This window comes from Rathayibacter sp. PhB179, from assembly GCF_004345345.1.
GTDB lineage: Bacteria > Actinomycetota > Actinomycetes > Actinomycetales > Microbacteriaceae > Rathayibacter > Rathayibacter festucae.
Window position 1 is genome coordinate 495,231 of the sequence record NZ_SLVD01000003.1, and the last position, 20,812, is coordinate 516,042.

A 20,812-nucleotide genomic window follows, 5' to 3' on the forward strand; every position below is an offset into this window, starting at 1 on the left:
CGCTCACCTACGGGATGTCGGCGCAGTGCACGAGAATGGCGGCATGCCCGCCGTCGCTCAGGTTCATCACCTCCGCAAGCTCGCCGATGACGACGTCGCCCTGCGCCTTCTCTCGACCGACAACCTCCCCGTCATCGCGGGACTCCTCGGCACGCACCTCGGCGCCGACGAGCGACGGGTCGACGCGGAGGAGCTGTACGAGCGCCTCGACGGCGACCTCGAGCGGCTGCGCGATCAGGGCCTGCACCTCCCTCTGAGCGCGAAGGGCTACTGCGCCGACTGGCGTTCGGCCGGCTACCTCGTGCGTCGGCCGTCGACCGAGGCTCGCGGCGAGACGTTCGAGCTGTCCCCCGAGGCCATCGTCGCGATCCGCTTTCTGGAAGGGCGAGCCGCGCCGCGCTCGAGCGTGACGGAGTCACGGCTCACCGGTCTCGCGACGCAGGTCCGGCTCCTCGCGATCGAGACCGACCCCGACACGAACACCCGGGTCGCGCTGCTCGAGGAGGAGCTCGATCGCATCGAACGACGCATCAGCGACCTGCAGGCGGAGACGCCCCCACGCTCGACCCCGATCGCGCGCTCGAGAGGGTGCGCGACCTCCTCGCCCAGGCCGCCGAGGTGCCCGACGACTTCGCCCGCGTCCGCGGCGAGTTCGAGGCGCTCAATGCGTCACTGCGAGCCAAGATCGTCGAATCCGGCGCCTCCCAGGCGACCGTCGTCGACGAGGTGTTCCGCGGGATCGACCACATCAGCGACTCGGACGCGGGGCGCAGCTTCGCCGCGTTCTCGCAGCTCGTGCTCGATCCCGCGCTCGGCGCGGCGTTCGAGGCGGATGTCCGGCGGATCCTCGACCGCTCGTTCGCCAGCGCTCTCAGTTCGGCGGAGCGCCGGTCGCTGCGCTCCTTCCTGACGACGCTCAAGGGCCGCAGCGCGGAGATCCACGACGTGATCACCCTCTTCGCGCGGGCGCTCCGCCGCTACGTGCAGTCCCAGGACTACCAGCAGGATCGGGTGATGCGCTCGCTCCTCCGGACCGCGCAGCACGCAGGTATCACTGCCGCACCGCACACTCGGCCGTGGTCGTCCGTCGGTCTGTCTCTCGACCTCTCCGCGGTCTCGATGACGAGCGTCGGCTCGATCGACCTGCACGATCCGGCCGAGCTCGACGCCACCGCGGAGATCCACGAGAACCCCGCGGCGGTCGCCGACCTCGCGCACCTCCGGGCTCTGGCCCGGGAGACCGAGATCGACTTCGACGAGCTCATCCGCAACACGAACGATCTGCTCGCCGCGCGAGGGTCCTGCACGGTGGCCGAGGTCCTGCACGTCCATCCCGCGACGCAGGGCGTCGGCAGCGTCGTCGGCCTGCTCGCCCTCGCAGCCGAGCAGGGAACCGTCGACGACGAGCTCGAGGTGCTCTCCTGGCGCGGCACCGACGAGATCCCACGGACCGCCGTCGTCGCGGCGCACCGCTTCATCGGGACCGTCTCGTGACCGGCGAGCAGCAGGCCGTGCCCTCCTCCGACGGAACGGACGACCTCGACGAGCCAGGTCTCTGGCAGGGTGACAGCGGGACCTTGCCCGACCGCACCCGGCGCGTGCAGCTCCGGCTCATCCGGGGCCCCTACCTCTCGGGAGCACGGGAGCCGCAGCTCTGGGCCGTGCTCCTGAGCGACGAGAGAGTGATCCGCTCGCGACTCGCCGATCTCTTCCTCGAGCTGGTCCTCGACCGCGACCGCGAGTTCGCGTTCGTGCGGAACGCGCCCTCCGACGACGCACCGAGCGCGGTGCGCTCCGAAGCCCTGACCTTCCTCGACAGCGCGATGCTGCTCGTGCTTCGGCAGACCCTGCTGAGCGAGGAGGGGCGAGGACGCGTGATCGTGGGCAGGACCGAGGTGCTCGAGCAGCTGACCGTCTACCGCACGAAGGATCGCGACGAGAAGGACTTCGCAAGCCGCCTGAACGCGTCCTGGCACAAGATGCAGAACAAACTGCGTGTCCTGCACCCGCTGAAGGACGACCGCGCTGAGATCTCTCCGGTGCTGCGGCTCATCGTCGACGCCGACCAGGTCCGCGCCATCACCGCCGAGTACGAACGGATCTCTCGGCTGGGTGCGGCCGCTCCCGAGGCCCTCCGCGACGAGAGCGACGACGAAGACCTGAAGGACGAGGAGGACGAATGACGATGCTCACCTTCGACGACGACGCCTCCGACGTGACGCCAGGGTCTGAGCCCACCCGGCAGTGGCGCCTGGCGGAGGTCGAGCTCTTCAACTGGGGCACCTTCTCCGGCCGGGTGAGAATCGGCATCGCGCGCTCCGGCCACCTCCTCACCGGCGCGTCGGGCTCGGGCAAGTCGTCCGTACTCGACGGGATCGCCGCGGTCGTGACTCCCGACCGCTGGCTCAGGCTGAACGCCGCGGCACAGGACGGCGCCTCCAGGCAGAGCGATCGCTCCCTGATGAGCTACGTGCGGGGCGCCTGGACGAAGGAGGTCGACGAGAGCTCCGACCGGGCGACCACGACCTTCCTCCGGTCCCGCGCCACGTGGAGCGGGGTCCTGCTGCGCTACGAGAACCTGCACGACGAACCCGTCGTGCTCGCTCGTGTCTTCCATGCGCCGGGCACCCGCACCGAGACGACCGCGCTGAAGGACGCCCGGATCTTCACGCGCGGCGACCTCGACATCGTCGCCCTCGCGCCGCACGTCGCGAGCGGAATCGATGCGCGGCGGATGTCGGCCGCGCTGCCCGACGCGCTCATCACGACCGGAGGCAAGCACGGCAGGTTCCACGAGCGGGTGGTCCGGCACTTCGGCTTCCGCAGCGACACCACGCTGCAGCTGCTCCACAAGACGCAGTCCGCGAAGAATCTCGGGACGCTCGACGCCCTCTTCCGCGGTTTCATGCTCGAGTCCCCAGCGACCTTCGCGCGGGCCGACAATGCGGTCGAGCAGTTCGTCGAACTCGATCAGGCACACGCGCACGTCGTCGATCTCCGGCGCCAGGCCGACGCCCTGCGGTCCCTCGACGCCTCGATCACGGCGTTCGATCTCGCCTCCGCCGAGTCGTCCTCGGTCGCCCAGCTGCACGACGCTGTCGAGCCGTACACCGATTCGGTCAAGCGCCGGCTGGCGCACGAGGCGCTCGGCCCCGCGCGCGCGACACTCGCCAGAGCCCGGTCGCGGTTGTCTGAGACCTCGCGCCAGCAGGCGATCGCGCGGGGTGCCCTCGACACTGCCGTCGCTCGGGTGCGGGAGGAGGGCGGCGCTCGTGTCGAGCTGCTGCAGGAGCGGATCACCGCCGGCGAGCGGGCCGAGCGCGAGGTGACACGGGAGCGAGATCGCCTGTCGAGTGAGCTGAAGCGGATCGGCGTTCCGCTGCCTGCCGATGCGGCGCAGTTCGCCGACCTCCTCGCGACGGCCGCCGCCGAGCTGACGAAGCGCGTGGCTCCTGTGCCCCATTCCATCCGGGATGCGGCGAGCGAGACCCGGAAGCGGTTGGCAGCCGTCGAGGCTCAGATCGTCGCACTGCGCGAGCATCGCAGTAATCTCGACCCTCGGCTCCTCGCCGCGCGCCGTTTCCTCGCCCGCTCGCTCGGCGTTCCGGACGCTGCGGTTCCCTTCGCCGGCGAGCTCGTCGCCGTCCTGCCCGAGCACGCGGCCTGGCGCGGCGCGATCGAGCGGGTGCTCGCACCACTCGCCACGACGCTCCTCGTGCCCGACGACCTCCTCCCTGCAGCTCGTCGGGCGTCCGACGCCCGACATCTCGGTGTCCGTCTGGTGATGGAGGCCGTACCGGAGGTGAGCGAGCCACCTCGCCGACCACGCGACCCCCGCTCACTCCTCCATCGCGTCACGGTGAGTGAGGGCCCGTTCACCCTGTTCCTCCGGCGGCGACTCGCATCCGACTTCGATTTCGCCTGCGTGGCCGACGCTGACGAGCTCGATGACGTCGACCGCGGAGTGACGATCGGCGGGCTCGTCAAGCGCACCTCGCGCCGATACGAGAAGGACGACCGCTCCGCCGTCAGCGATGCGACCCGGTGGCTTCTCGGCGGTGACACGGAGGCGCGGCTGGACGCGCTCCTCGCTCAGCAGCGGGAGGCCGAACGTGCCAGCGCGACGGCCGCCGCAGCCGACGGGAAGGCGGACGCCGCACGAGAATCAGCGCTCGGTCAGCGAGCGGTCCTCGAGAGGGTCGTGACGGTCTCGTGGGAGCGCATCGACCTCGCCGCGGCTGCGGAGCTCAGTGCGGCGCACCGCGCGGAGCTGGTAACTCTGACGTCGCGGTCGTCATCGCTGCGCGACGCGCAGGAGGCTCGGGAGCAGGCGGCCTCGCAGCTCGAGGACGCCACGCGCCGGAACGAGCAGGCGCTCCGCGAGGAGGCGATCGCTCAGGGTGCGCTCGAGCGGATCGAGTCGCAGCTCGCTGCTCTGGAATCCGCACCCCCTTCGAGCCTGGACGACTCCACAGCCGAAGCCCTCGGCGCTCGGTTCCGGGCCGAGAGGCGCTCGCTGACCCTCGAGACCGTGGACGCGATCGCGCGCGCCGTGCAATCGGCACTCTCCCGGGAGAAGGACATCGCCGCGCGACGCAGTGGCGACGCCGCGGCCGCCTTCGCCGCGGGTGCCGCCGCGTTCCGCGCCGCCTGGCCCGCGGCGTCCGCCGATCTGACCGCCGAGATCGAAGACAGGTACGGCTACCGGGCTCTCCTCGAGGGCATCCTCAGCCGGGGGCTCCCGGAGAAGGAGAGCGACTTCCGGCGCCTGCTTCGAGAGCGGTCGCGGGACGTCGTGGCCCACCTCCTCGGCGATCTGCGGGATGCGCCGGGACTCGTCCGGGAGCGCATCCTGCCGGTCAACGCCTCTCTCGGACGGTCTCCGTTCGAAGGACGGGACCGATTCCTCGAGATCGACATCAAGACGACACGCTCCCCCGAGGTCGAGGACTTCCTCGCGAATCTGCGCCGCATCGTCGAGGGCAACTGGGCCGACGAGTCCGCGGCGGGCGCCGAGCAGCGCTTCGCCGTCCTGCGCACGGTGATGGGTCGGTTGGGCTCGCGGGACCGGGTCGATCAGGACTGGCGAGCTCGCGTTCTCGACACCCGCCTGCACGTCAGCTTCCTCGCCCGCGAGAAGGACGCCGCGGGGACCGTCCTCCGGGTGTACGACTCCGCCGAGGGGCTGTCGGGCGGTCAGCGGCAGAAGCTCGTCATCTTCTGCCTTGCGGCCGCGCTCCGCTATCAGCTCACCGAGGAGGAGGCGGAATTGCCCCGGTTCGGGACGATCATTCTCGACGAGGCGTTCGACAAGGCCGACAGCCGGTACACGCGGAACGCGATGGACGTCTTCCGCTCGTTCGGGTTCCACATGGTCCTCGCCACGCCGCAGAAGCTCCTCCAGACACTCGAGCCCTATGTGGGCGCCATCACCGCGGTGTCCAACCCGGACCGCAACGCCTCGAGGATCGCCGACGTGGTGTTCTCTCCGCAGGAGGCCGGCGGAACGCCTGGAGAGGAACAGCATCGATGACGGCACCTGTCACCGTGGCCGACCTCCGCGACCGCGCCCAGCGGATCTTCCAGCGCGAATCGCGCTCATGGGCTGCGCGCGGCGACCATGAGCCGATGCTCGATCTCCCGCTCCATCCGCCCACCGAGCGCGATGCATTGACCGATCTGGATGCCGCGCGGACCTGGGTGGAGTCCTGGCGCCGCGCGGCGGAGTCCGGCGAGATCGAGGTCTCCTGGACGGTGCGGAGCTGGTCGAGGGTCGGATCACAGGAGATACCGGAGCGCGCCGTCGTCCGGGGGGCCACCTCGATCGCGCGTGCGGCGGGAGCGGAGCCCGAGTGGCTGCGCCTGCGGCACCGCATCGATGCGCTCCGATCCCTCACCGGTGGCGGAGACGCCGCGGTCGCGACACTGCAGACCCACGCGCGCACCATCACGGCACTGACCGAGGACGACTTCGACCGGCTCGTCGCCGTCCTCCTCTGGCTACGGGACAATCCGGTCTCGAACCGGTTCGTCCGCGAACTCCCCATTCGCGGCATCGACTCGAAGTGGATCGAGCGACGCCTCGGTCTCGTGACGGCACTGCACCGCTCCACTACCGGCGGGATCGATCTCGGACTGAGGAAGCCGTCGACGCTCCTGCGGGTGCGCATCCTGGACTCCGCCCTCGCCCTGTCCGGGCTCTCCGATGTGACGGCGCCGATCGACGATCTCGCCCGGTTGTCCTTTCACCCCTCGAGGGTTTTCGTCTTCGAGAACCTCGCCACGGTCCTGGCGATGCCGGACGTACCGGGCGCGGTCGTCCTGCACGGGGGAGGCGACCGAGCGGGACTGGTCTCGCATCTGCACTGGGCCCGCGAGGTCACCTACTGGGGTGATCTCGACTCCCGTGGCTTCTCGATCCTGCACCGCCTGCGGGCGCTCGGTGTCGCCGCGACATCTGCGCTGATGGACACGGAGACCCTCCTCGCCCACCGCGACCTCTGGGGGACCGACCCGGCACCCGATCTGGGAGCCCTTGCTCTGCTCACCCGCTCCGAGGACGATGCTCTGAGTCTCCTCAGCACCGCGGGCAACATCCGACTCGAGCAGGAGCGGATCGCCTGGTCGTACGCGCTCGATCGCCTCGGGGCGCTCTGACCACGAGGGACGTTGATCACGACAAACCCCCCGTCACCGTCCTCGCTTCGCTCGCGTCGGCCTCGCCCGATCCCGATGAGAGACAGAACCCGCCAGTGCGCCCACTTCACGTCACTTCTTCGCTGCGCCGCGGGGTGCTGCCGGACACTCTCAGCGGTCCCGCGCCGATCCCCCGACTCCCCCGCAGGACGGCTCCGGAACCACCACTCACCGACGAGAGGTCGCAGAATGCCGTTCGACGAGCACACCGGAGATCAGCACGATCACGACTCCGCCCAGAGGCCGGGAGTCGTCCGACGGTCCACTCTCGCCGCCGCGTTTTCTACGCCCGTCATCGCCGCCTGCGCGGCGGCGCCCGGTGCCGCGGCATCCGTCTCCCCTTCCCCCCCCCCCCCCCCCCCCGCGGCGGGGGGGGGGGGGGGGGGGCCCCGGCCCCCCCCCCCCCCCCCCCCCCCCCCCCCCCCCCCCCCCCCCCGAGACCTTCCTGGGGGTGCGCGTCATCGATGCCGGACTCGTGACCACCAACCTGGGTGCCCGTCGGCGCTTCGAGATCTCGGTGTTCGTGAACGGAGACGGGATCACAGGAACTCCGATCGTGCTGCGCCAGGAGGGCAGGGTGGACTTCAGGACGGATCACGACCTCACCCTCGGGTCGACGCAGGTCATCCGCGTCGGTCCCCGCGGCGGCTACATCCTCATCCCCGCGGGCTCCTACGCGGGTTCGATCCCCTACAGCATCGGCGGTGTCATGAAGGTCGCAGCGCTCGTGAGCGGAGAGCCCTACCTCTTCGTCTACTCCGACCCTCCGCAGCGCGCCCACGTCGAGGTGATGGTCACCGGCGGCCCCGCCCATCCCGGGACGCCCGCTCCGGGAACGATCAGCACTCGGGAGAAGGACGAGCTCACGACGGATTGACACCGGCCCCGCCGCAGGAGCGCGCGAAGGCCCCCGCCTCCCGCCATCGGCGCGAGGGCTGCCGCACGGGCCCGCCGCGCCGCTATCCTCCCGGAGTGCCGTCGCATCGCGACCCGCTGCACACCGCGTCACCTCACCAGAGAGAACCACCGTGAGCCTCCTCCGCACCAAGTCCGTCGAGCAGTCCATCGCCGACACCGACGAGCCCGAGACCCGCCTCAAGAAGTCGCTGAGCGCCCTCGACCTCACCGTCTTCGGCGTCGGCGTCGTGATCGGCGCCGGCATCTTCACGCTCACCGGCCGCGCCGCGCATGACATCGCCGGCCCCGCGATCGTGCTGAGCTTCGTCGTCGCCGCCTTCGCCTGCGCGCTCGCGGCCATGTGCTACGCGGAGTTCGCCTCCACGGTGCCGGTCTCCGGCTCCGCCTACACGTTCTCCTACGCCTCGCTCGGCGAGCTCTTCGCCTGGATCATCGGCTGGGATCTGATCCTCGAGCTGTTCCTCGGCGCGAGCGTGGTCGCCCAGGGCTGGAGCGCCTATCTCGGCTCGTTCCTCGGGCAGCTCGGCATCGTCCTGCCGGAGGCGATCTCCTACGGGGGCGTCGTCGACGTCCCCGCGATCCTCCTGGTGCTCGTGCTCGGCGCCCTGATGACCTTCGGCATCAAGGAGTCCCTGCGCGTCAACCTGGTGCTGGTCGCCGTGAAGCTCTTCATCGTGCTGTTCGTCATCATCGCCGGGCTGCAGTTCATCAACGCGAGCAACTACTCGCCGTTCATCCCGCCCGCGGAGGCGTCGCAGGCCGCGTCCGGTCTCGCCCAGCCGCTGCTGCAGTTCCTCTCCGGCATCGAGCCGGCGACCTTCGGAGTCGGCGGCATCATCGCCGGCGCCTCGCTGGTCTTCTTCGCCTACATCGGCTTCGACGTCGTCGCGACCACCGCCGAGGAGACCCGCAACCCGCAGCGCGACATGCCCATCGGCATCATCGCCTCGCTGATCATCTGCACCGTGCTCTACTGCGCCGTCGCCCTGGTCGTCACCGGCATGGTCCCCTACCGCGAGCTCGACCCCTCCGCCGCCCTCGCCAACGCCTTCGCGTATCACGGCCAGACCTGGATGGCGACGGTCATCTCCGCCGGCGCCGTCGCCGGCCTCACCACCGTCGTGCTGACCCTGCTCATCGGAGCGACCCGCATCATCTTCGCGATGTCGCGCGACGGCCTGCTCCCCCAGCGCCTGGCGAAGGTCCACCCGCGCCTGCGCACCCCCTGGGTCACCTCCGTCGTCGTCACGATCATCGTCGCCCTGCTGGCCGGCCTCACCCCGATCGGCGTCCTCGAGGAGATGGTGAACATCGGCACCCTCTCCGCCTTCGTCCTGGTCTCCGTCGGCGTCATCGTCCTCCGCCGCAAGCGCCCCGAGCTCAAGCGCGGCTTCCGCGTCCCGCTCAACCCCTGGCTGCCCGGCCTCTCCGCCCTGATCTGCACCTACCTGATGCTCAACCTCTCCATCGAGACCTGGCTGCGCTTCCTGATCTGGCTGGCCATCGGCTTCGCGATCTACTTCGCCTACTCCCGCTCCCACGCGAAGCTCGGACAGCTCGCGAAGTAGACCACGGCGCGAGGCCGGCAGTCGGTCAGATCGTGTGCAACGCGCCACTTCGAGGATTCCTCTTGTCTTGTGGTGGGCGCGAACCTATGCTCCTCGATGACGTCGAGGAGGTGGAGCGTGAAACGCGCAGCAGAGTTCCGCAGGGTGATGACCATCGCCGGACAGGTGGCCCAGCAGCAGAGTGAGCCTGTGTCGGCGCTGCACGTCGCATTCGCCTACGCCGCGTGCCTCGCGCCGGGTGACAGCACCGAAAGCGTGATCCAGGCATTCGGCGACGAGCGCGGCTGGGATGCGAGCACCACCGCACGACCCGTCCTTCGACCGCTCATTCGTCATCGACGAGCGTTGCAGTACGACCCCGCAGTCCGTCGGGCAGTCGAGAGGGCCGCCGCGAGCGGATCTCCCGATATCCGGAAGATGCTCGCAGCGCTTCTGAAAGAGGGCGGCCTCGATCCGTTGCGGGAGGCGATCGAGCGGGCCGGCGGCGATCTCTCCCGCTGGCTGACCACCGATGGGTGACAACGACACTCCTCGCCTGCTCCTCGACGTTCGAAGCCTCGGGAAGCGCATGGGCTCAGTCGATGTGCTCCGCGACGTCTCCTTCACGATCGACGCCGGCGAGGTGGTCGGACTCGTCGGACCCAACGGCGCCGGGAAGACCACCCTCATGCGCGTTCTAGCCGGACTGTACGAGCCCTCGCATGGCAGTGCCCTCGTCCTCGGTCACGCGATCGGCACGACGGAGGCTCGACGAGCCCTCAGCCTCATGCCGGAGGAACCGGACCTGTACCCGGGTCTGAGCGTTGTGGAGCACGTCCGGCTGATCGAGCGACTGAGCGGCTCACCCCGGAACGAGTCGCTCGGACCGTCGTTCCTCGAGCGCTACGGACTGAGCGACAAGCACGACCTCCTCCCCCATCAGCTCTCGCAGGGGATGCGCCGCAAGCTCGCTCTCGTTCTTGCGCTGCTGAAGGGCGCCGGGCTCCTCTTGCTGGACGAGCCGTTCAACGGCCTCGATGCCGTCTCGGTGCGCGAGCTCCGGAACGAGGTCCGGCGGCTCGCCGACGAGGGCTGCGGCGTCCTGCTCTCGATGCACGGGCTGACCGAGCTGGAGCGCATCGCCGATCGAGCGGTGATCCTGCACGCCGGGAGGATCGCGCACATTGCGCGTCTCGGGCGCGACGATCTCGAGGGGCAGCCGCCTCTGGAGGACGTCTATCTCCGTGTCGTGGGAGCTCTTCGCGATGACGACGACTGAACGAACGCGGCGTCTTCCCCTTGCAGGAGCGCTCGCTCTCTCCCGGGCCTACCTGCGCATCCGCATCCGCAGCACCACGGCCCTCGTGACGAATCCCCTCGCGATCGTCGTCCTCGTGATCGCTGCGTCGAGCGGCGTCTGGCTCCTGGTTCAGGGTGGGGCCGGCGGGTCTCCGACGGAGTCGCCCCCCACGCGGATCGCGGGATTCGTCCTCGGTCTCTCTCTGATCCTGGTGTCACTGACAGCGCAGCGGGGTTCGCCGCTGCGGTTGCAGCCCGCGGACGTGTCCTGGGTGCTGCAGAGCCCGAGTGGTCCGCGCATCGTCGTGGTGGTGCATGCGGTCGGGACCGCGGCGATCGCGTTCGTCAGTGCCTCCGCGGCGTCGGCGACGGCACTGTTTCTCCGTGGAGAGCCGGTCGCGTGGGGCGTGCTCTCGGGGTGCGCGATGACGGCCGTCCTCCTCCTGATCCGGGCGACGTCGTTGACCAGCCATCTCCTCGGAAGAATCGCCCGGCCGGACCGGCGCCGGATCGGGCTGGCCTGCGTCCTCGCCGCGGGCGCGGTCTGGATCGCCCTCGGGGTGCAGTCGCTGCTCGTGGGCGAGGACTCCATCGGGTCGGCCGCGATGAGCGCCGCCGGTCTCCTCTTCGAGGTGATCCTCGCGCCCGAGGCGAGCGGACTCGCGCACGCCTCCGCCACCATCGGCGTTCTCCTGCTCTCGAGCATCGCCGTCGGCCTGCTCGTCCGGCGAGCCGGAATCTTCGTCGAACCCGCGGTCGAGGAGAGCATCCTCGCGAACCAGCTCACCCGAGTCCTCTCCGGCGAGTCGAGCAGAGCTCTGTCCGGCCGGGGCTACGCCGTCGGCCGTCCCTCATGGACGCGATGGCCCGACTCCGCGGTCGGCGCAGTCCTAGCGAGCCACCTGGCGCAGACTCGGCGCCGGCGCTGGCAGGAGCCCCGCACTGCGCTCGCCCTCCTCGCCGTGGCGGTGCTCTCCAGCCTGCTGCGGGACAGCGTGCCGATGCTATTGGGCGGACTTCTCCTCGTGCTGATCCTCGCGCTTCCGGGTCCGTCTCAGGCGACCGCGCAAGACCTCGACCACCAGCACCTTCCGCTCGCGGACGTCTCGATCGCCCGAGCCGGATTCGCCGGTGTCGGGCTTCACGCCTTCCTCTCGTCGGCCGTGTCGCTGCCCGCCGTCGTTCTCTGGGCCTCGGTGTACTTGCACGGGATCGGCTGGGGTCTGCTCGCAGTCCTTCCTCTCGCACTCTGCTGCACGAGCGCTGCGCTCGCGGGCATCGGATCACGCGCCTTCTCGGATCTGCTTCTCGGCCGGGTGGTCGCGGCGGTCGCGCTCACCATGCTGCCGGTGGCCGGTGCCGCCTCCAGCCTTGCGCTCCACGGCCAGGGGAACGATGCACTCCGTGTCCTGCTGACCCTCTCCGGCGCCCTGCTGATCTCCTGCCTGCTCTCCTCCGGTCTCGCCTGGGCCGTCCTCCAGTCCGCCCGGCCGGCCCGATCGTCACGCGCACCCGGGGTCTAGGGTGCAGTCATGCCCCGCGCCATGGCCGACCTCGACTTCCGCCGGCAGCAGTGGGAGCAGCGCTACGCGCCCCACGTCGCCCCGATCAACCGCTGGATCGACGAGCTGCGGAACCCGTACGATCGCGGCTGGCTCCCTTATATCGCTCCCCTGCACGGCGGCACCGAGGCGCGGGTGCTCAGCATCCTGCGCGACCCCGGCCCCGGCACCCGAGACGGCGCGGGCAGCGGGTTCCTCTGCACCGAGAACGACGACGGCTCCGCCGAGCTGATGTGGCGCCTACTCACGGACGTCGGACTGTCGCCGTTCGATCTCCTGCCCTGGAACGCCTACCCCTGGTACATCGGCAAGGCACCGACCGCGGAGCAGCTCGACGCGGGGATCCCGACCGTCCTGCATCTTCTCGACCTCGCCCCGAGCATCGAGGTCGTCCTGCTGCAGGGCGCCGACGCCGACCACGGCTGGCGCCGCCTGCTCCGGCTGCACCCGGGCATCGAGCGCGAGCGCGGCCTGGCCGTCGTGCGCACGTTCCACCCGTCACAGCAGGCCCCCTTCACGAAGGACCCGATCGAGCGGGCGGCGCGGGTGGCTCGCCGCGAGGCGGCCTTCACGGAGGTCGCGGAGCTGCTGCGCTGAGCGGCTCGTCCCGCTGAAGAGCTGGCGGAGAAACGACGAAGCCCTGATGAGAACCAGTCCGCGATCGGACATCCCATCAGGGCTTTCTGTCGGGCTGACAGGATTTGAACCTGCGACCCCTTGACCCCCAGTCAAGTGCGCTACCAAGCTGCGCCACAGCCCGTGGCAGTCCGGACCGAGGCCCGGGCAACTCGACTACCTTAGCGGATCGCGGGGCCGAGAGTGAAAACGACCGACGCTCGGCGCCCGTAGAATCGCTGAGGCGGTGCGCGCCGGGCGGACCGGAGCGCGCGCCCTACAGGAGGCAGCAGCAGTGGACGCGCGGCAGAAGCGATCGCAGGTGGCCCTGCACCGAGCCATCATCGATCTGGCGACTGCCAGGGACGTCTCCAGCCTCACGGTCTCCGAGATCACCGATCGTGCCGGCGTCAACCGCTCCACCTTCTACGCGCATGCGACCTCGGCCGCCGAGCTGCTCTGTGCGGCACTCGCCGACGAGCTCGACGCGATCCGCGACGAGTATCTCGACACCCTCCGGACCGGCGCGGCGACCGACGCGACCATCCGCCAGGGCACCGCGCGGATCCTCGCTCACCTCGAGACGCGCCGCGACCTCTACTTGCGCGCGTTCGACGCTCCCGGCGGCGACTCGGGTGTCCGGGCGATGCTCGCGCTGCACTTCCGCGCGGCCGTCCTCGCGACGCTCGAGACCGGGACGCTGCAGCTGCCCGACGGCGACGACATCACCGCGTTCCTCGCGGACGGCACCGCCTCCTTCCTCGCCGCCGGTTCGACCGGCCTGATGGAGGCGTGGCTGCGGCTCCCCGAGCCGCGTACTCCCGAGACCTACCTCGCGGCGTACCGGCGGCTGCTGCCGTCCTGGTGGCCGTTCGCCACGCAGGACTGACGCCCAGAGGCATCTATCCGTCACGAGTGGTCGGGTCGGCGCGCGGAGCACGACCGTTCCTGACCGATCGATCGCCGGATGCGCGGGCGGGGGTGGATCTCGATACGCCCGCTCCGCGGACTACTCGATCAGCATGCTCCGGCACGCAGAAACGCGTCCGGCTCGCGGGATCCGAGGATTCCCGCGAGCCGGACGCAGAACGACGTGCCGGAGCCGCCGCGACAGAACGTGTCAGCGCGCGCGCTTCTCCCGCACGCGCATGTTGACGTTCACCGGCGAGCCCTGGAAGCCGTAGATCTCGCGCAGGCGGCGCGCGATGTAGCGGCGGTAGCCCGGGTCGAGGAAGCCGGTGGTGAACAGCACGAATGTCGGCGGGCGCGAGGACGCCTGGGTGCCGAACAGCACACGCGGCTGCTTGCCGCCGCGCAGGGGGTGCGGGTGCGCCGCGGTGAGCTCCGCGAGGAACGCGTTGAACTTGCCGGTCGGGATGCGGGTGTCCCAGGACTCGAGGGCGAGCTCGAGCGCGGGCACGAGCTTCTCGAGGTGGCGACCGGTCTTCGCCGAGATGTTCACGCGCGGAGCCCAGGCGACGTGCGCGAGGTCCTTCTCGATCTCGCGCTCGAGGTAGCGGCGGCGCTCGTCGTCGAGGAGGTCCCACTTGTTGAACGCGAGCACGAGCGCGCGGCCCGACTCGAGCACCAGGTCGATGATGCGGACGTCCTGCTCCGAGATCGGCTCGGAGACGTCGATCACGACGACCGCGACCTCCGCCTTCTCGAGCGCGGTCGAGGTGCGCAGCGACGCGTAGAAGTCGGCGCCCTGCTGCAGGTGCACGCGGCGGCGGATTCCGGCCGTGTCGACGAAGCGCCAGATCTTGCCGGCGATCTCGACCTGCTCGTCGACCGGGTCGCGGGTGGTGCCGGCCAGCTCGTTGACGACGACCCGCTCCTCCCCCGCGGCCTTGTTCAGCAGGCTGGACTTGCCGACGTTCGGGCGGCCGAGGATGGCGACGCGCCGCGGGCCGCCGACCTCGCGCTTGGCGACGAGCGACTCGAGCGGCAGCTTCTCCAGCACCGTCTCGAGCAGGTCGGCGACGCCGCGGCCGTGCACGGCCGAGACGGGGTGGGGCTCACCGAGGCCGAGCGACCACAGTGAGGCGGCGTTCGGCTCCTGGCGCACGTCGTCGACCTTGTTGGCCGCGAGGAACACGGGCTTCCTGGTCTTGCGGAGCAGCTTCACGACGTGCTCGTCGGTCGCGGTCGCGCCGACGTTCGCGTCGACCACGAAGATGACGGCGTCGGCGAGGTCGATCGCGATCTCGGCCTGCATCGCGACGGAGGCGTCGATGCCGCGGGCGTCGGGCTCCCAGCCGCCGGTGTCGACGACGGTGAACTGGCGGTCGAGCCAGTCGGCCTTGTACGAGACGCGGTCGCGGGTGACGCCGGGGGTGTCCTCGACGACGGCCTCGCGGCGGCCGAGGATGCGGTTGACCAGCGCCGACTTGCCCACGTTGGGCCGGCCGACGATCGCCACGACCGGCAGCGCCGGGAGGTAGCGGATCTCGTCGGGGTCCTCGCTGGCGTACTCGAGGAGGTCGCGGTCCTCCTCGTCGAGGTCGTAGTCCTCGAGTCCGCTGCGCAGCGCCTGGGCGCGCGAGGAGGCGAGCTGCTCGTCGAGGTCGCCGAGGCGCTCGACGAGGTCGTCGTCTCCGAAGTTCAGCTCGTCGTCACCGACGTGCGTGTCCTGTGCCATGATCGGCCCTTGCTCTCGAAGTTCGGACCTCGGCGATGACCGCATCGACGGTCTGCTCGAAGTCGAGATGAGTGGAGTCGAGAAGAGTGACTCCGTCTGCGGCGTTCATGAAGTCCACCACCTGGGAGTCGGCGCGGTCCCTGGACCGCAGTGCCTGACCCGTCGCTTCAGCGGATTGCGTGGTGACTTCGCGCGAACGCCTCGCCATCCTAGCCTCTTCGCTCGCCGTCAGGAGGATCCGCACCCCGGCGGTCGGCGCCACGACCGTCGTGATGTCGCGCCCCTCGACGATGATGCCGGCCTTGCGGGTCTCGCCGATGATGCGGCGGAACAGCAGCGTGATCCGCCGGCGCACCTCCGGGACCTTCGCCACGGCCGAGACCTGACCGGTCACGCGGGGCTCGCGGATGGCCGCGGTCACCTCGGTCCGGCCGACCCAGACCGAGTACGACTCGGGGTCGGTGCCGATGGAGTAGTCGAAGCCGTCGAGCGCGTCGACGATCGCGTTCTCGTCGGCGAAGTCCAGCCCGGTGTCGAGGCCGTGCCAGGCGAGCGCGCGGTACGCGGCGCCGGTGTCGAGGAACTCGAAGTCGAGCCGTCGGGCCGCCTCGCGCGAGACGCTCGACTTGCCACTGCCGGCCGGTCCGTCGATCGCGACGACGACGGCGTCGCCGAAGTCGGGCACGTCGTCGGTGTGCGAGCCGCTCGCGCGCTCGGGCGCCGCTCCCCCGTCCTCCGGGATGCTCTGCTGCGCGCGGCGGGCGGGCGTCATCCGGTTCAGGCCGCCCTCCTGCCTGTTCTGCTCCGTGCTCATCCGGCGATCCTCCAGCCGCGTGCGGTCAGTTCCTCGGTCAGCGGGCCGACGGCCTCCGGCACCACCGAGATCTCGGCGAGGCCCACGCGGCGCCCCTCCGCATGCTCGAGGCGCACGTCCTCCAGGTTGACCCCGGCCTCGCCGATCTCAACGAACAGCCGGGCGAGGGTGCCCGGGGTGTCGTCGACGAGGACGATCAGGGTGGAGAAGCGCTGGTCCTGGCCGTGCTTGCCGGGCAGGCGGGCGACGCCGGCGTTGCCCGCGGCGAGGTGCTCGGCGAGCAGGCGGCGGGCACCCGGGGCGTCGAGGTCGCGCAGGGCGTCGGCGACCGCGGCGACGTCGTCGCGGAAGGCGTCGAGCACGGCGACCACGTGCTCGCGGTTCGCGCCGAGGATCTGCACCCACAGCTCCGGGGCGGAGGCGGCGAGCCGCGAGACGTCGCGCACGCCCTGGCCGGCGAGCCGCAGGGCGTCGTTCGGCGCGTCGACGAGCCGCTGCCCGAGCAGGGACGAGATCACCTGCGGCGCATGCGAGACGAGGCCGACCGAGCGGTCGTGCTCCTCCGGACCCATCTCGATGATCGAGCCGCCGAGGTCGAGCGCGAGCGCCTCGACCCGGGCGAGCGCCTCGGGCGGCGTCTCGCCGTCGCGGCAGATCACCCAGGGCCGGCCGACGAAGAGGTCGCCGCGGGCCGCCACCGGACCGCCGCGCTCCCGACCGGCCATCGGGTGCGAGCCGATGTAGCGGCTGAGGTCGAGGCCGCGGGCGCGCAGCTCGCGCAGCGGCTGCATCTTGACGCTCGCCACGTCGGTGACGACCGCCTCGGGGAACGCGGCCAGCTCGCGCTCGACGACGCCGGCGACGACGTCCGGCGGCACGCAGACCACGATCAGCACGGGCCGGTCGTCCGCGGAGGCGGCGCGGCCGGCCCCGTAGTCGATGGCGAGCGAGAGACTGGCGGGCGAGGCGTCGTCGAGGACGACGTCGACCCCGCGCGAGGCGAGGCCCAGGCCGATCGACGCGCCGAGCAGACCGGAGCCGACCACCCGCACCGTCCCCGTCGTCCGCATCGCGGGCGGGGCGGGGTGCAGGAGCTCGTTCACCCCGACAGCCTACCGATCAGGCCGACGCCGCTTGTCCTGGCCGCTGCGCCGCACACCGGAGTCGGGCCGCTCGGCACCGTTCGCGGAGGGGCGTCGCCGGTCCTGCGGCGGCGTCGCGCGGTCGTCGGCGCGCAACGCATCGGAGGGGCGCTCGCGCGGCCGCTCGTCACGACGGCGCTCGTCCGAGCGTCGGTCGCCGCGGTCGTCGGCGCGACGCTCGGGCCGCTCCTCGGAGCGACGCACCGGGCGATCGTCCGAACGGCGCTCGGGCCGTTCGTTCGACCGGCGCACGGGGCGGTCCTCCGACCGGCGCTCCGGCCGCTCCTCGGACCGCCGCACGGGCCGCTCCTCGGACCGCCGCACCGAGCGCTCCTCGGTCCGCCGCTCTCCGCGCCCCTCGGTCCCCCGGTCGTCCGCGGTCTGCGGCCGCGGCCGCCGCGCGCCCGCGCTCGCCTGGCGTGTCGGCTCCGGCTTCTCCACCGGCGCCTCGCCGCCCTGGCGCGAGATGGTCAGCAGCGCACCCAGCTCGTCGCGGGTCAGGTCGCGCAGATCGCCGGACCGCAGCGAGCCCAGGTGAAGCGGGCCGAACTGCCGGCGCACCAGCTCGAGCACCGGATGCCCGACGGCCGCCATCATCCGCCGGACGACGCGGTTGCGCCCGGAGTGCAGCGTGATCTCGACGAGCGACGCGTTCGAGCGACCCTCCGGTCGGCCGAGCAGCCGCGCCTTGTCGGCCGCGACCGTGCCGTCCTCCAGCTCGACGCCGGCTGTCAGCGCCGCGATCGTCTGCGGCAGCACCTGCCCGTGCACCTTCGCGATGTAGGTCTTCGTCACCCCGAACGACGGGTGCGCGAGCACGTGCGCCAGCTCGCCGTCGTTGGTCAGCACCAGGAGCCCCGAGGTCTCGGAGTCGAGGCGGCCGACGTTGAACAGCCGCTCCTCGAAGTTCTGCGTGTAGGTCCGGAGGTCGGGCCGGCCGTTCTCGTCGGAGAGCGAGCTGACCACGCCGACCGGCTTGTTCAGCATCACGTAGCGCCGCGAGGTGTCCAGCTGCACGGCGACGCCGTCCACCTCGATCCGGTCGTTCTCCGGGTCGATGCGGCGGCCGAGCTCGCTCGCCACCTCGCCGTTCACGCGGATCCGCCGCGCGACGATCATCTCCTCGACGACGCGGCGGGAGGCGACCCCCGCGGCCGCGAGGACCTTCTGCAGTCGTTCGCCCTCGGGCAAGTCAGCCGCGCTCATCGAATCCGTTCCGTCCGTCGCTCAGTAGGGGGGAGATCTTCGGCAGCTCGTCGAGCGAGGCGAGGCCGAGATGGACGAGCAGCTGCTCGGTGGTGCCGTAGAGGACCGCGCCGGTCTCGGGGTCGCTGCCGACCTCCGCGATCAGGCCGCGGCCGAGGAGGGTGCGCGCGACGGAGTCGACGTTGACCGCGCGGATCTGCGCGACCTGGCCGCGGGAGATCGGCTGCTTGTAGGCGATCACCGCGAGAGTCTCGAGGGCCGCCTGCGACAGCTTGGTCGGGTTCTGGGTCAGCACGAAGTCGGAGACGACGGAGTCGTACTCGCGGCGCACGTAGACCCGCCAGCCCCCGCCGACCTCGCGCAGCTCGAAGCCGCGGCGGATGCCGCCGTCCGCGCCGTCGAAGTCCGCGGCGAGCCGCTCGACCGACTGCCGGACGACCGGGATCGGCCGGGAGAGCGCCGTGGCGAGCGCGGCGAGCGACTGCGGCTCGTCCGCGATCATCAGGATCGCCTCGACGGCGCGGTCGATCTCGAACGCGACGGTCCCGGGACCGGCGACGGCCGCGGAGTCGGTGCTCGTGGGCTCACTGGTCATAGTCGGCCCCCAGGTGCGCGAGGCTCGCGTCCGACCAGTTCTCGGCCACCCACTGCAGGGTCAGCTCGCCGAGCGGCTCCGGCTGCTCGAACGCGATCGCGGCATGCCGGTAGAGCTCGAGCACGGCGATGAAGCGCGCCACGATCACGCCCTTCTCGTTCGCATCGGCGACGAGCTCGCGGAAGGTCGCCGTCGTCCGCTCGCGCAGCACGGCCACGATGTACGCGGCCTGCTCGCGGATGCTGATCAGCGGCGCGTGCAGGTGGTCGAGCCCGACGGTCGGGATCTCGCGCGGAGCGAGCGCGACGGCGGCGAGCGCCGCGAAGTCCTCGGGCGAGAGCGTCCAGACCAGCTCCGGCTTCTTCGCGCGGAACTCCTCCTCGAGCGGCACCTGGCGCACGTGCCGGCCGGTCTCGGCGTCGATCCGCTCGGCGAACCACGCCGACACCTGCTTGAACGCGCGGTACTGCAGGAGCCGGGCGAAGAGCAGGTCGCGCGCCTCGAGCATCGCCGCGTCCTCCGCATCGACCAGCTCGCCCTGCGGCAGGAGCCCGGCGATCTTGAGGTCGAGCAGGGTCGCCGCGACGACCAGGAACTCCGAGGCGCGGTCGAGCCCCTCCGCCGTGTCGATGCCGTGCAGGTAGGAGAGGAACTCGTCCGTCACCGCGCTCAGCGCGATCTCGGTGATGTCGACCTGCTGCTTCGCGATCAGGCTCAGCAGGAGGTCGAAGGGCCCCTCGAAGTTCGACAGCGCGACGGTGAAGCCGCGGGAGACGGGGGCGGTGTCCGCCTCCTGGTCGAGCAGGAGCGCCTCAGGCGACCGCGCCACGCGAGATCAGCTCCCTGGCGAGCTTGCGGTAGGCCTTCGCCGCGTTGTGCTCCGGCGCGAACGTGGTGATCGGCACCCCCGACACGCTCGCGTCGGGGAACTTCACCGTGCGTCCGATCACCGTCTCGAGCACGCTGTCGCCGAAGGCGTCGACCACCCGGTCGAGCACCTCGCGCGAGTGCAGTGTGCGCGAGTCGTACATGGTCGGCAGGATGCCGTCGAGCTCGATCACGGGGTTCAGCCGGTCGCGGACCTTGTCGATCGTCTCGATCAGCAGCGCGACGCCGCGCAGCGCGAAGAACTCGCACTCGAGCGGGATGAGCACGCCGTGGCTCGCGGTGAGCGCGTTCACGGTGAGCAGGCCCAGCGACGGCTGGCAGTCGATCAGGATCACGTCGTAGTCGGCGCTGACCTTGCGCAGCACGCGAGCCAGGATCGTCTCGCGGGCGACCTCGTTGACGAGGTGCACCTCCGCGGCCGACAGGTCGATGTTCGCGGGGATGATGTCGAGGCCGGGGACGCGGGTCGGGCGGATCGCCTCGCTCGGGTCCTTGACGGTGCCGAGCAGCAGGTCGTAGATCGTAATCGCGTCGTAGGTCGCGACGCCGAGACCGGCGGACAGCGCGCCCTGCGGGTCGAAGTCGATGGCCAGCACGCGGCGGCCGTACTCGGCGAGCGTCGCGCCCAGGTTGATGGTCGTCGTCGTCTTGCCGACGCCGCCCTTCTGGTTGCAGAGCGAGATGATGCGCGCGGGCCCGTGCCCGGTCAGCTCCACCGGGAGCGGGAAGTCGCGCAGGGGCCGGCCGGTCGGGCCGAGCGTCGGGGCTTCGAGACCGGTGAGCTCGGCCTTGTCGTCCGTCTTGCGTGTCACCTGCGTCGCCTCGCTTCCCGTGTCGGCGTGCGCTCCCGCGCGGCCTCCGTCGAGTGTACCGGCGACCCCGTCGTCGT

17 protein-coding genes, 1 tRNA gene and 2 pseudogenes are annotated in these 20,812 nt (G+C 71.0%); 11 read left to right on the forward strand and 9 right to left on the reverse strand.

From position 1 onward, the window contains the following. Positions 1-7 precede the first annotated feature (7 nt). On the reverse strand, positions 8-247 hold the full coding sequence (locus EDF43_RS22310; RefSeq protein WP_243646403.1) for a hypothetical protein: 240 nt from the start codon (positions 245-247) through the stop codon (positions 8-10). Here EDF43_RS22310 and EDF43_RS09530 point away from each other — a divergent pair. From EDF43_RS09530 to EDF43_RS09580, 10 genes and pseudogenes are all read left to right on the forward strand, one after another. Further along, positions 134-1,494: pseudogene (locus tag EDF43_RS09530) on the forward strand (DUF3375 domain-containing protein). The gene EDF43_RS22310 and the pseudogene EDF43_RS09530 sit on opposite strands and share 114 nt — an antisense overlap. Positions 1,495-1,511: 17 nt before the next feature. Further along, positions 1,512-2,183: a DUF4194 domain-containing protein gene (locus tag EDF43_RS09535; protein ID WP_123736020.1), complete on the forward strand. Its 672-nt coding sequence runs from the start codon at positions 1,512-1,514 to the stop codon at positions 2,181-2,183. Beyond that, entirely contained in the window at positions 2,180-5,533 is a 3,354-nt protein-coding gene (locus EDF43_RS09540; RefSeq protein ID WP_132438476.1) for an SbcC/MukB-like Walker B domain-containing protein, read from the forward strand. Before EDF43_RS09535 ends, EDF43_RS09540 begins: the two co-directional genes overlap by 4 nt. Continuing rightward, entirely contained in the window at positions 5,530-6,657 is a 1,128-nt protein-coding gene (locus EDF43_RS09545; protein WP_132438477.1) for a Wadjet anti-phage system protein JetD domain-containing protein, read from the forward strand. The genes EDF43_RS09540 and EDF43_RS09545 overlap by 4 nt, the downstream gene beginning before the upstream one ends. Positions 6,658-7,171: 514 nt before the next feature. Then, positions 7,172-7,573: a hypothetical protein gene (locus tag EDF43_RS09555; RefSeq protein WP_148070824.1), complete on the forward strand. Its 402-nt coding sequence runs from the start codon at positions 7,172-7,174 to the stop codon at positions 7,571-7,573. A 151-nt stretch (positions 7,574-7,724) separates the two neighbouring features. Next, positions 7,725-9,182 (forward strand): amino acid permease, encoded by a 1,458-nt coding sequence (locus tag EDF43_RS09560; RefSeq protein WP_123735977.1) that lies wholly within the window; start codon positions 7,725-7,727, stop codon positions 9,180-9,182. A gap of 117 nt (positions 9,183-9,299) precedes the next feature. Then, positions 9,300-9,701 (forward strand): hypothetical protein, encoded by a 402-nt coding sequence (locus EDF43_RS09565; RefSeq protein WP_132438478.1) that lies wholly within the window; start codon positions 9,300-9,302, stop codon positions 9,699-9,701. 49 nt (positions 9,702-9,750) lie between these two features. After that, positions 9,751-10,440 (forward strand): ABC transporter ATP-binding protein, encoded by a 690-nt coding sequence (locus tag EDF43_RS09570; protein ID WP_165909239.1) that lies wholly within the window; start codon positions 9,751-9,753, stop codon positions 10,438-10,440. 445 nt (positions 10,441-10,885) lie between these two features. Beyond that, complete coding sequence (locus EDF43_RS09575; RefSeq protein WP_148060256.1) at positions 10,886-11,983, forward strand: hypothetical protein; 1,098 nt, start codon at positions 10,886-10,888, stop codon at positions 11,981-11,983. A 9-nt stretch (positions 11,984-11,992) separates the two neighbouring features. Then, the gene (locus tag EDF43_RS09580; RefSeq protein WP_132438480.1) at positions 11,993-12,619 is read left to right on the forward strand and encodes a uracil-DNA glycosylase; all 627 of its coding nucleotides are present in this window, start codon (positions 11,993-11,995) and stop codon (positions 12,617-12,619) included. An 89-nt stretch (positions 12,620-12,708) separates the two neighbouring features. On the opposite strand, the gene EDF43_RS09585 is transcribed toward EDF43_RS09580, so the two are convergent. Next, positions 12,709-12,782: transfer RNA gene (locus EDF43_RS09585), tRNA-Pro, on the reverse strand. Positions 12,783-12,959: 177 nt separating this feature from the next. Here EDF43_RS09585 and EDF43_RS09590 point away from each other — a divergent pair. Next, positions 12,960-13,526, forward strand: a complete 567-nt coding sequence (locus EDF43_RS09590; protein ID WP_132438481.1) for a TetR family transcriptional regulator — start codon at positions 12,960-12,962, stop codon at positions 13,524-13,526. A 231-nt stretch (positions 13,527-13,757) separates the two neighbouring features. Here EDF43_RS09590 and der read toward each other — a convergent pair whose 3' ends face one another. The 7 genes and pseudogenes from der to EDF43_RS09625 all read right to left on the reverse strand — a co-directional run bounded on the left by der (position 13,758) and on the right by EDF43_RS09625 (position 20,735). Further along, complete coding sequence (gene der / locus EDF43_RS09595) at positions 13,758-15,278, reverse strand: ribosome biogenesis GTPase Der (protein ID WP_123735983.1); 1,521 nt, start codon at positions 15,276-15,278, stop codon at positions 13,758-13,760. Continuing rightward, on the reverse strand, positions 15,253-16,092 hold the full coding sequence (gene cmk / locus EDF43_RS09600; RefSeq protein ID WP_243582657.1) for a (d)CMP kinase: 840 nt from the start codon (positions 16,090-16,092) through the stop codon (positions 15,253-15,255). The genes der and cmk overlap by 26 nt, the downstream gene beginning before the upstream one ends. Continuing rightward, complete coding sequence (locus EDF43_RS09605) at positions 16,089-17,162, reverse strand: prephenate dehydrogenase (RefSeq protein WP_123736021.1); 1,074 nt, start codon at positions 17,160-17,162, stop codon at positions 16,089-16,091. Before EDF43_RS09605 ends, cmk begins: the two co-directional genes overlap by 4 nt. Before the next feature lie 528 nt (positions 17,163-17,690). Then, positions 17,691-18,440, reverse strand: a pseudogene (locus EDF43_RS22315) (pseudouridine synthase); the annotation flags it as partial. After that, on the reverse strand, positions 18,427-19,035 hold the full coding sequence (gene scpB, locus EDF43_RS09615) for an SMC-Scp complex subunit ScpB (protein WP_123735984.1): 609 nt from the start codon (positions 19,033-19,035) through the stop codon (positions 18,427-18,429). The pseudogene EDF43_RS22315 and the gene scpB, both read right to left, overlap by 14 nt. Further along, the gene (locus EDF43_RS09620; RefSeq protein ID WP_132438483.1) at positions 19,025-19,864 is read right to left on the reverse strand and encodes a ScpA family protein; all 840 of its coding nucleotides are present in this window, start codon (positions 19,862-19,864) and stop codon (positions 19,025-19,027) included. Before EDF43_RS09620 ends, scpB begins: the two co-directional genes overlap by 11 nt. Beyond that, complete coding sequence (locus EDF43_RS09625; protein WP_123446039.1) at positions 19,848-20,735, reverse strand: ParA family protein; 888 nt, start codon at positions 20,733-20,735, stop codon at positions 19,848-19,850. The genes EDF43_RS09620 and EDF43_RS09625 overlap by 17 nt, the downstream gene beginning before the upstream one ends. Positions 20,736-20,812 lie beyond the last annotated feature (77 nt).

Coding starts and splice junctions, on each gene's coding strand:
- cmk (WP_243582657.1), bottom strand. CDS start 16,092: ATGAGCACGGAGCAGAACAGGCAGGAGGGCGGCCTGAACCGGATGACG.
- EDF43_RS09605 (WP_123736021.1), bottom strand. CDS start 17,162: ATGCGGACGACGGGGACGGTGCGGGTGGTCGGCTCCGGTCTGCTCGGC.
- EDF43_RS09570 (WP_165909239.1), top strand. CDS start 9,751: ATGGGCTCAGTCGATGTGCTCCGCGACGTCTCCTTCACGATCGACGCC.
- EDF43_RS09545 (WP_132438477.1), top strand. CDS start 5,530: ATGACGGCACCTGTCACCGTGGCCGACCTCCGCGACCGCGCCCAGCGG.
- der (WP_123735983.1), bottom strand. CDS start 15,278: ATGGCACAGGACACGCACGTCGGTGACGACGAGCTGAACTTCGGAGAC.
- EDF43_RS09575 (WP_148060256.1), top strand. CDS start 10,886: ATGACGGCCGTCCTCCTCCTGATCCGGGCGACGTCGTTGACCAGCCAT.
- EDF43_RS09540 (WP_132438476.1), top strand. CDS start 2,180: ATGACGATGCTCACCTTCGACGACGACGCCTCCGACGTGACGCCAGGG.
- scpB (WP_123735984.1), bottom strand. CDS start 19,035: ATGACCAGTGAGCCCACGAGCACCGACTCCGCGGCCGTCGCCGGTCCC.
- EDF43_RS09580 (WP_132438480.1), top strand. CDS start 11,993: ATGCCCCGCGCCATGGCCGACCTCGACTTCCGCCGGCAGCAGTGGGAG.